The sequence below is a fragment of the Pseudomonas sp. SIMBA_068 genome (genome assembly GCF_046534705.1).
Taxonomy (GTDB): domain Bacteria; phylum Pseudomonadota; class Gammaproteobacteria; order Pseudomonadales; family Pseudomonadaceae; genus Aquipseudomonas; species Aquipseudomonas putida.
Genome location: NZ_JAWRYI010000755.1, coordinates 1 through 263, shown reverse-complemented (window position 1 = coordinate 263; position 263 = coordinate 1). Strand labels below are relative to the sequence as shown.

Genomic DNA, 263 nt, shown 5'->3' with positions numbered 1-263 from the left:
CGCTGCGCTGGAGCGTCGGTGAAATGGAGCGTCGCTACAAGCTGATGTCGGCGCTGGGCGTGCGTAATCTGGCGGGCTACAACGAAAAAGTGGAACAGGCCGAAGCGATGGGTCGTCCGATTCCCGATCCGTTCTGGAAGCCGGGCGACAGCATGGATATGACGCCGCCGGTTCTTGAGAAGCTGCCTTACATCGTGGTGATGGTCGATGAGTTTGCTGACCTGATCATGGCAGTCGGAAAAAAGGTGGAAGAGCTGATTGCC

At 57.8% G+C, this 263-nt stretch carries 1 protein-coding gene; it reads left to right on the top strand.

What is annotated here, in order from left to right:
- On the top strand, positions 1-263 hold a 263-nt coding region (locus SB756_RS31300), incomplete at both ends, for an FtsK/SpoIIIE domain-containing protein (RefSeq protein ID WP_410913396.1).